This is a genomic window from uncultured Gimesia sp. (assembly GCF_937910335.1).
Taxonomy (GTDB): Bacteria; Planctomycetota; Planctomycetia; order Planctomycetales; family Planctomycetaceae; genus Gimesia.
Genome location: NZ_CALEMX010000049.1, coordinates 1 through 6,734, shown reverse-complemented (window position 1 = coordinate 6,734; position 6,734 = coordinate 1). Strand labels below are relative to the sequence as shown.

Sequence of the window (6,734 nt, the reverse complement as noted above, 5' to 3'; positions counted from 1 at the left end):
TCCAGCTGGCTCTCGGAAGAAATCAATGAATCGGATCCCGCACCCGGTGATACCACGATTATTTCCGCATCACAGGCCCAGGCGATGAACCCCTCTTCAAAACCTCCTGCCCCTAAACTCAAAGACAAAAAAGAATATCACTCTATTGCAGAGGAAGCTGCCGATATTATCAAAAAACACTGGGAACGCGTTGCAAAAGAGGATGCAGAGAGTGAGTAATGCTTCTCATTACTATCAAGTCTTTATACAATCCGGATTTATAGTAAATTCACTATCAGTGCGAAATTCTAATTCACACCTGTTTTTTTGAATCGACAGCTCAGTGCGTATTATTGCAGGTAAATATCGTCGTCGAAAATTACACGTCAATCCCGGCCAGACAACACGCCCCATTACTGATTTTGTGAAAGAAGTTCTGTTCGAGTGGTTAGGGGAAACCGTTCAGGAAAAGCGTGTAGCCGACATTTATGCCGGCACCGGATCACTAGGCCTGGAAGCGCTTAGCAGGGGGGCCAGCAGTGTCGTTTTCATGGAACAGGATCGCAAAGCGCACGAACTGCTCAAACGTAACGTAGAGAGTATTGGAGCGGAAGATAAGACGCTATGCTGGAAGACCAATGCCCTGCTCTCCTCCTTCCGCCCCAAAAATGTTCCGGAATTTGTCCCCTTTGATCTCGTCTTCTTTGATCCACCCTACAAAATGCTCGATGACCTCAAGCCTGGTTCCAGATTATATGAATCGCTGGAGCGACTGGCGCGGGAGACTGTCTCCTCAGATGATTGTCACCTGATTCTGAGAGCACCCCGCGATGCTGAGTTTGAATGTCCGTCTGTCTGGGAAAAATATGACCTGCTGCAAAAATCGAGTATGGACATCCACTTCATGAAAAAACAAGCAGGCCAGAACTCGTGACAAATCGCTCTGTTTTCCAAATCCATGCCTGGAAAATCAGATTCGCCTTAGCAGGCATTCTTTTGGCGATACCCTGCCAGACCGCACGATCTGAAGATCAGACGACTACGAAAAAATTCAAAACATTCAAGAATCTCCCTTATGACAAGACCATCAAATTGGGAAAACATTTCCAGAGCCTGGATCTATACGCGCCCGTCTCTGGTCAGCAGCATCCGATTGTGATCTGGGTTCATGGCGGAGCCTGGAAAATCGGCGATAAACGGGGAGTGGATAGCAAACCTCAAGCTTTTACACAGCACGGTTATTTATTCGCCAGCATTAATTACCGTCTCCATCCCCAGGCTAATTATGATCAGCAGGCACATGATATTGCACAGGCCATCCATTGGATTCGCGAACACGCAAAAGTATATGGAGGCAATCCAAACGAAATATTCCTCATGGGACATTCCGCAGGAGCGCATCTGGTGGCATTGGTCTCCACGAACCCCGTTTATCTCAAAGCGGAATCCCTCTCCCTAAAAACCATTAAAGGAACCATTTTACTGGATGGAGCCGGCTATGATATCACCGAACGAATCCAGACCGCTGGCCCGACTGCTAAAAAAATCTATACGACGGTTTTTGGAACTGATGAGAAAATATGGAAGGCTGCCTCTCCACTAACCTATGTTCGTGCGAATCGATCGATTCCACCCTTTCTCATCCTGCATGTCGCAAGCCGAGCCGACTCACGGCGACAATCGGAAAGTCTGGGAAAAAAGCTGAAAGCAAATCGCATCTCGGCAAAAGTCATTTCCGCGAGAGGAAAAACTCATCTCACAATCAATCGTGAAATTGGTGTTCAAGACGACATTCCCACACAGGAAATCTTTCAGTTTCTCAAAAGCATCCATGCCCCAGCGCGAGCTCGATAATCACTTTTTAAGATTCGAGTGTCTTTTCAGATTGTACCCGCTTAATGGCTTGAGAAAGATGCGGTTTCGTCGCTTTCCCTTCCTGCAACAGCGGAACACCTTCTGTCACCGTCTCTTTTTTTTCTTTATTTATTGACGATTCAATCAAAGAGCCCAGGGGACCTGCCAATAGTGCGGGCAAAAAGATGATGTCTGCTAACAAAGCAGCGGCAATCAGGGCACACATCAAAACTCCAAAGCGGCTTACCAGCAGTAAATCTGCGGGAAACAGCATCGCCAGGCTGATACCGACTGCAGCGCTGGTTTGCCACATCGCCGGACCACAATGCCCCAACGCAGCAGCAACTGCTTCACTTTTGTTTTTACCCTCTTTAATTCCGATTTTAAACCACGTCAGCAGATGCAAAGTCCCATCAACGGCGATGCCCAAAGCTACCGAAGCGGTGATCATTGTTCCGATGTCAATCGAAATATTCATCCAGCATAGTAATCCAAATACGACACCAATCGGCATCAGATTCGGCAACATGGTAATCAAACCGGCCAGAGGACTACGCAGCAGGACCATCATCACAATAGCGATCACGGCAAAGGCTAACCCGAAGCTTCGAATCAGACTTTCCAGAACGGCCTCCTGAGTTCTTAGGAACAAAGGAATGGTACCCGTCACCAGATGTGTCGTTCCTGCATGATCACGTAGAACAGACTGAGTGACCTGGTTTAAGTCCCGTGTAAGCTCCCCATAATTCAGGTCGGACATGATGGCGACTTGAGAAGTAATTCGCCAAAGCTCATCTCCCTTGTTCAACGCAACAGATCGGGGGCCATTTGCTGTTTCCTGTTCCAGTTCGACGGGCTCTTCAGCAATATACAGAAACGATTTTGCAGTCCCATTTTCCAGGCTTTTCTGAATTCTTTTTTGCGTAAGAAGGGCTCGTCTGTTATAGGCCAGTTTTTGATATGTACGCGCCTCTTTTTTAGGCGGCTCTGTAACCGGACTAAAATCAGCCAGTGAAACAGAACCACTGATTTCCGGGTGCTCCGCGATCTTATGTTGGATCTTGCGGACCACCTCAATACGATCTAAGAATTTTAAATTTTTCTGCGCACTTTCATCAAAGCAAATCACAGTATCTACGGGTGTGATCCCCGAAAGGTTTTCTTCCAGAAACGAATAGTCCTGAATTACGCGTGAAGAATCTGGAAAATACTTAATGACCTTGGTTTCAGTCTTAAACCATTTGAAGCCATAACAGGAGACGACAAAGATCAATAGACAGCTCATGGAAACCAGGACTTGGTGCCGGGACAGAATACGCCCGAACCTCTGCCAGTGCTTGGTATCGATCTCAGACGCCTTAGGCGCTTTGGCAGGCCATAATTGTAACAACGATGGTAAACCGATCAGGACCATCAACAGCGAGATGAGACAACCAATCGAAGAATACAGACCGAAATCGCGTACCGGGGATAAAGGACTGGTCATTAAGGATGCCAGACCAATGGCGGTTGTCAGGCTGGCCATCATACAGGGCGCACGCGCCATTTCAACAGCTTGTGTCACAGCGGTTTTCATATCCACATGAGCGGCATGTTTCCAGTAATTAGCTACATGGATCGAACCGGAAAGCGTCAGCACCGTTAATAAGGTCGGCATGACCACCAGAACCATATTCATTGTTCCCCCTGTCAGAGGAACAATGGAGACGGCTACAAAAGTGGTATAGTAAGAAACTAACAATACCAGACAGGAAAGCCTGAGGCTGCGTAACATTAAAAAGGCGAGCAGAATTCCAATTAATCCAGAAAACAGAGTCACAGACCGTTTGTGAAATTGCCAGACCGGATGAGCCGTATTCCAGGATGATTTCTTGACCATCTGGTTTAATGCAGCGCCCGCAACGGGTCTGCCTCCCAGATGGAGACTCTCTTCAGGAATACCTGCTTTGTTTGCCGCCACGACTACTGCATCAATTGCAGCAGCATGATCTGCATCACCTGTTCCTGATAACTCAATCGCAATTGCAATTGGAGTTCCTACGGAAAAAAAACAATCTTCAATGAGAGCAGGTTGTGCTTTCGCAGAATCGACTATTTCTTTCGAATTGTCCCCAGACGCGGTTGGCATCTCAGGACGTGTCAGAGAAAGAGCCAACTGTTTTAACTGCTGGGTTAATTCAGCATCAGGCTGCATGCGCGGCCAGGTTAGCTGAAAATCATGAGCGGGAATCGCAGCCACCAGAGATTGATAATCGACCCGATCTTCATCCTGATTCTCAGACGCGTCATTGATGATCTCTTCCTTAGATTCATCGATCATCTCGATCCACTCTTTGAAAGCGGGCTTTACGGTAAGCACTAAACCTAACTCACTCTTCGCTTTCTCGATCAGTTCCTGAGTCGTTTGCTCCAGCCTGTTCTTGCCAGCTTCGGTTAACCGGATTTTCAGCATCCCCGTACCGAGCAACACTCCTTTCAAACGCTGTTGGGCTTCTTCCGGCTTAACCTTGTTCTCAACCATTTTCTGTATGGCATCTTGAGGTGTCACAACGTCTGCAATGTAAGGTGAGCCTCCACGACGAATGTTTTTTTCGTCAGCTGTTCCCAGTAGAAGCGTTTTCAGCCGTTCTGACCGCGGATCTGTCAGCGAACTTCCTTCCCAGGAAAGGAGTACGCGATCTTCAATTCCAAAACTTTCACGATGCCAGCGGAGCACCTTAGACTGGGGATCGTCAGGCGGGAGCCAGTTTTCGACATTGTTTTCTTGTCGAATCTCCTTCAAAACTCCTACAAGAACAGGAGCGACGAAGATCATAGAGACCACAACCCATAACGAGAGACTATGTCCCCAAGGGTCGCGCTTTTGAAAAAACGAAGACATTAATGATTCCAATAGCCCGAAGAGGCTTTATCAAATAGATGAATTCAGTCCGTGAACACGGCGTAAAATTCATCGAAAATTGTTTGATTCAAAACTGTGAAACAATCACTTCTGACTTGAGCATTCTTCCTGAAAATTCGGAGACTCATTCAAATCAGATTCTTTGAATTGTCACACTTTCACTCAATGAATCAATCTCGATTGTACAAAAAAAATGAAAAGCCCACTTCTGTTTCTAAACCGATGTCACTTTTTACGATCCTCGCGTATCGGTATATTTCGTCGTCGTATCGGGTTAAACTTGTCGCAACAACAACAACATTTGTATTTGTGATAAAGATTCTGATAATGATAGCAATTTTACGGATTATAGCAGCAGGAATTGGTGCTCAGAGAACGTGAACTCTCACAAAATGACACAAAAATTGCGATTCAATAGTCGTCTTGTACTGCCTGTTCAGCACATTAATCAGAGAACATGGCTACGACGATGCAAAAATGGACATAAAGCCATAAGAGTTTTAGGCTTATTGAGCAGTATCGGGATCAAATCCCTTCGAAAGCTCTTCGTCCCATTCATCCTGCAAAGGCCAATCGACGGCACAGGTTCCGAAGTCCGCCATATGCTGATAAGTATCCAAACGATCAACAGTCGCCTGCAGGAGCTCTTTTTTATTCTGAAAAATGGGGCCATGACTGGGAAGCAGCCATTTTGCATCGCAGTCGCGAATCCTCTCCAATGACTTGATAAATTTTGGAATATCAGAACCGTGATGCGCGTCGATATGTCCCACACATCCATCGCGATAAATATTGTCACCCGAAAAGAGCAGGTCTCCAAAACGAAAGGCCAATTGCCCATCGGTATGGCCCGGTGTATGCCAGACTTCCAGCTTGATATCCCCACCCAGATCAATTACATCGCCTTCATTGACTTCTGTATCAACCTGACACGCAGGCATATCAATCGAAATCCCCTGAGCGCTGATTTCTGCATAAGTACTGATACGATCTCCCACTTCGAGCAACCGGGCAGCACTCGGATGGGCCACCACCTGAGCCGTTGGCAGCAGCTCTTTGGCGCGACTCAGACCTTGAATATGGTCTACATCAGCGTGAGTCGCAATCAAATATTTGCAATTGGCCAGAGGAAAATCCATCTGGCGGATCATTTCTATAATTTCAGATACAGTATCTTCATACCCAATATCAATCAGCAGCCATTCATTCTGATCATTGAATAAAAGGTAAACACAACACCCCAAACGTTGTCTGGCCTGATAATTAATTTCGATGACGTGTGGAAACACTTCGCGTCGGGGCAACATTCCCGTAAGCTCCTCGTATTATAAGCTCAAAAGCTGATGATGATTGATCCGGAAAAGACTGGTTGAGCCCTGCACGGGAATACCATTCGCAAAATTGACATCAGGCAGAAGGGATGTCGTACAGAGCCAATCTTAATGTCCCCGTCATTCTATGCGGGCCAATTCGCTGAAACAACCAATATTAAAGCAGATGTGTGCGATAAGCCCGATTTCCAGCAGAATGGATTGGCGACAGAGCAAATCAGGGGATCAGGAACCGTCTAGAAAGTAACGAGACGACTATAGTTTCCAGTAATCAGGTAAACCGGGCTTGGTTTCGATCAAAATTTCCTGAATGGCTCGGCGATCCGCGGCACTCAGGTGCGCATATTTTTTAGGATCACCCTTGCCCGAAAGAATTTCCCACAATCGATGATAGACAACATCCAAGATCGGACGAGGCAAGGCATCGAAGGACTCAGAGTAAATTAAAAAACTGCAGGGATACTTGAACAGACGTTGTTCCAGATCAAAATCCCGTAAGGATCGCCCCTGACCGTCGCGCGGTCCTGACTGAGTAAAATCGGTTTGAAAACTGGTTACGCCACGAATCTGATCTTTCAGAACCAGCTCATCTGCAAACAACATATGGTCTACTAATCGATAGGCAGAACTCTCGAAACGTCGTTTGGTGCTGTCACTCTGAAAAGAGG

The 6,734-nt window shown here is 46.6% G+C and carries 5 protein-coding genes and 1 pseudogene; 3 read left to right on the top strand and 3 right to left on the bottom strand.

The features are described from left to right. From Q0668_RS02020 to Q0668_RS02010, 3 genes are all read left to right on the top strand, one after another. Positions 1-219: hypothetical protein (locus Q0668_RS02020; RefSeq protein WP_298859420.1), on the top strand; the 219-nt coding region annotated here is incomplete at its 5' end. 103 nt (positions 220-322) lie between these two features. Then, the gene (gene rsmD / locus Q0668_RS02015; RefSeq protein WP_298859418.1) at positions 323-913 is read left to right on the top strand and encodes a 16S rRNA (guanine(966)-N(2))-methyltransferase RsmD; all 591 of its coding nucleotides are present in this window, start codon (positions 323-325) and stop codon (positions 911-913) included. Beyond that, entirely contained in the window at positions 910-1,833 is a 924-nt protein-coding gene (locus tag Q0668_RS02010; protein ID WP_298859417.1) for an alpha/beta hydrolase, read from the top strand. Before rsmD ends, Q0668_RS02010 begins: the two co-directional genes overlap by 4 nt. Positions 1,834-1,840: 7 nt before the next feature. Here Q0668_RS02010 and Q0668_RS02005 read toward each other — a convergent pair whose 3' ends face one another. From Q0668_RS02005 to Q0668_RS01995, 3 genes and pseudogenes are all read right to left on the bottom strand, one after another. After that, complete coding sequence (locus tag Q0668_RS02005) at positions 1,841-4,714, bottom strand: MMPL family transporter (RefSeq protein ID WP_298859415.1); 2,874 nt, start codon at positions 4,712-4,714, stop codon at positions 1,841-1,843. A 527-nt stretch (positions 4,715-5,241) separates the two neighbouring features. Continuing rightward, a complete protein-coding gene (locus Q0668_RS02000; protein ID WP_298859413.1) occupies positions 5,242-6,042 on the bottom strand; it encodes an MBL fold metallo-hydrolase in 801 nt (266 codons plus the stop codon). A 279-nt stretch (positions 6,043-6,321) separates the two neighbouring features. Next, positions 6,322-6,734, bottom strand: a pseudogene (locus Q0668_RS01995) (hypothetical protein); the annotation flags it as partial.

Bases quoted from the DNA above. Each gene is read 5' to 3' on its own strand.
- Q0668_RS02000 (WP_298859413.1), bottom strand. From the start codon at position 6,042: ATGTTGCCCCGACGCGAAGTGTTTCCACACGTCATCGAAATTAATTAT.
- Q0668_RS02005 (WP_298859415.1), bottom strand. From the start codon at position 4,714: ATGTCTTCGTTTTTTCAAAAGCGCGACCCTTGGGGACATAGTCTCTCG.